Source organism: Mycobacterium sp. (genome assembly GCF_035633495.1).
Taxonomy (GTDB): Bacteria; Actinomycetota; Actinomycetes; order Mycobacteriales; family Mycobacteriaceae; genus Mycobacterium.
Genome location: NZ_DASQEU010000132.1, coordinates 1 through 2,100 on the forward strand (window position 1 = coordinate 1; position 2,100 = coordinate 2,100).

3 protein-coding genes are annotated in these 2,100 nt (G+C 67.1%); 1 reads left to right on the forward strand and 2 read right to left on the reverse strand.

The annotated features are described in order from the left end of the window. Positions 1–722: beta-ketoacyl synthase N-terminal-like domain-containing protein (locus VET27_RS19785; RefSeq protein WP_526521194.1), on the reverse strand; the 722-nt coding region annotated here is incomplete at its 3' end. Positions 723–816: 94 nt separating this feature from the next. Here VET27_RS19785 and VET27_RS19790 point away from each other — a divergent pair. Beyond that, the gene (locus tag VET27_RS19790; protein ID WP_526521196.1) at positions 817–1,881 is read left to right on the forward strand and encodes an aldo/keto reductase; all 1,065 of its coding nucleotides are present in this window, start codon (positions 817–819) and stop codon (positions 1,879–1,881) included. A gap of 1 nt (position 1,882) precedes the next feature. Here the strand turns inward: VET27_RS19790 and VET27_RS19795 are convergent. Continuing rightward, the coding region (locus tag VET27_RS19795) for a nitroreductase/quinone reductase family protein (protein WP_526521198.1) at positions 1,883–2,100 on the reverse strand (218 nt) is incomplete at its 5' end.

A 2,100-nucleotide genomic window follows, 5' to 3' on the forward strand; every position in this document is an offset into this window, starting at 1 on the left:
CCCTCGCTGAACACCGTGCCGTCGCGGTCGGCGTCGAAGGGTCGACACGCACCGGCGGGGTCGTCGTTGTTGGTCGAGAGCAGGCCGAGTTGGCTGTACGCGGCGATGGGCACCGCCGCGAGCCAGGTGTCGATGCCACCGCAGATCGCGAAGTCCGCGTCGCCGAAGACGATCGCTTGCCAGGCCTCGGCGATGGCCGCGGCGCCGGAGGAGTCGGCCATCAGCGGAGTCACGATGCCCGCCTTGGCCTTTCGCTCCATACCGACGGCAGCAGCGGGCGCGTTGGGCATGTACATCTGGATGGCCAGCGGCGACACCGCGCGCAGACCCTTCTGCTTGAAGGCGTCGTACTGGTGGACCACTTCCTCGGAGGTGCCCAGCGCCAGCCCGATGGAGACCATCAGGCGGCTGGTGTCGAGGTCCTCCAGCCCGGGCTGGTTCCAGAGCCTGCGGCTCAGGATCGTCGTCATCTTCTGCAGGTACGAGAGGCGACGCAGCTCGACGCGATTGAGGTGGTGATCGAAGTCCTCGAGCAGCGGGCCACCGATGCGGACCGGCAAGTCGAACTCGTCGAGGAACGGCATGTCGATCGGCCGGATGCCGCTGTGACCGTCCAGTAGGTGACGCCAGGTTTCCTCGGCGTCGGTGGCGATCGACGTCGTGGACGTGACGGCGGTGACCACCACGCCGGGGAATCCCGCCCCCGTCTTCAACGATGCCATGTCGTCTCGAATCCTCGATTGACCGTGCTTGGCGTGGATTTTAACGTTGGCGACGATCTCGGCCAACTTCGAGAGCGCGCCTACCATCGAAGAAATGGACTATCGCAGCCTCGGCCGAACCGGAATCCACGTCAGCCCGCTCTGCTTGGGCGCCATGATGTTCGGCGCCTGGGGAGAACCGGACCACGACACGTCCATCAAGGTCATCCACACCGCCCTGGACGCCGGCATCAACTTCATCGACACCGCCGACGTGTATTCCCAAGGCGAGTCGGAGGTCATCGTCGGCAAGGCGCTGGCAGGAGGCAAACGCGACGACGTGGTGCTGGCGACCAAGTTCCACGGACAGATGGGCGTCCCGGTCGACTCGCCGATGGGTACGCCGGGCGACCCGAATCAGCGCGGCAACTCGCGGCGCTGGATCGTCCGCGAGGTCGAGAACAGCCTGCGGCGGCTGAACACCGACTGGATCGACCTCTACCAGGTGCACCGTCCCGATGCCGACACCGACGTCGAGGAAACGCTCTCGGCGCTCACCGATCTGCAGAGCCAGGGCAAGATCCGCGCCTTCGGCTCGTCGACCTTCCCGGCGCATCAGGTGGTGCAGGCGCAGTGGGTCAGCGAGCGAAAGGGCCTGGGCCGGTTCGTCACCGAGCAACCGCCGTACTCGCTGCTGGCCCGCGGCATCGAGGCCGACCTGCTGCCCGTCGCGCAGGAGTACGGGATGGGCGTGCTGCCGTGGAGCCCGCTGGCGGGCGGCTGGCTCACCGGTGGCTACCGCAAGGGCAAGGAGCTGCCAGAGTACAAGCGCCGCAACCGAATGCCCGCGCGGTTCGACCTCGACAGCCCGGACAACCAGCGCAAGCTCGACGCCGCCGATGCACTCGGTGCGTTGGCCGACGAGGCCGGACTGTCGCTCGTCCACCTGGCGTTGGCGTTCGTGTTGCAGCATCCCGCGGTGACCGCGCCGATCATCGGGCCGCGCACGATGGATCATCTGCAGTCGCAACTCGGCGCCACCGAGGTGACGCTGTCGGTCGACGTGCTCGACGAGATCGATGAGATCGTGCCGCCGGGGGTCACTCTGTCGAGTGCCGACCAGGGCTACACGCCGCCGGCGTTGACCGATCCGTTCCTGCGGCGCCGCCGGACGGGGTAGATCAGCCGACGGCGAGTTCGAAGACGGGGATGACGCGGTCGGTGCGCTTCTCATATTCGCCGAACCCTGGTGCTCTTTCGACGATTTCGGCGAAGATGCGGTCGCGCTCGTCCTTGGGTAGCTCATGAGCGACGGCGGACCGTCGTGGGTCGGGTCCGATCTCGACCTCGACGGTGGGTTTGGCGCGCAGGTTGAACACCCAGCCGGGGCTGGCGTCGC

Excerpts from the sequence above, each read along its gene's own strand:
- VET27_RS19790 (WP_526521196.1), top strand. The coding sequence starts at position 817 with ATGGACTATCGCAGCCTCGGCCGAACCGGAATCCACGTCAGCCCGCTC.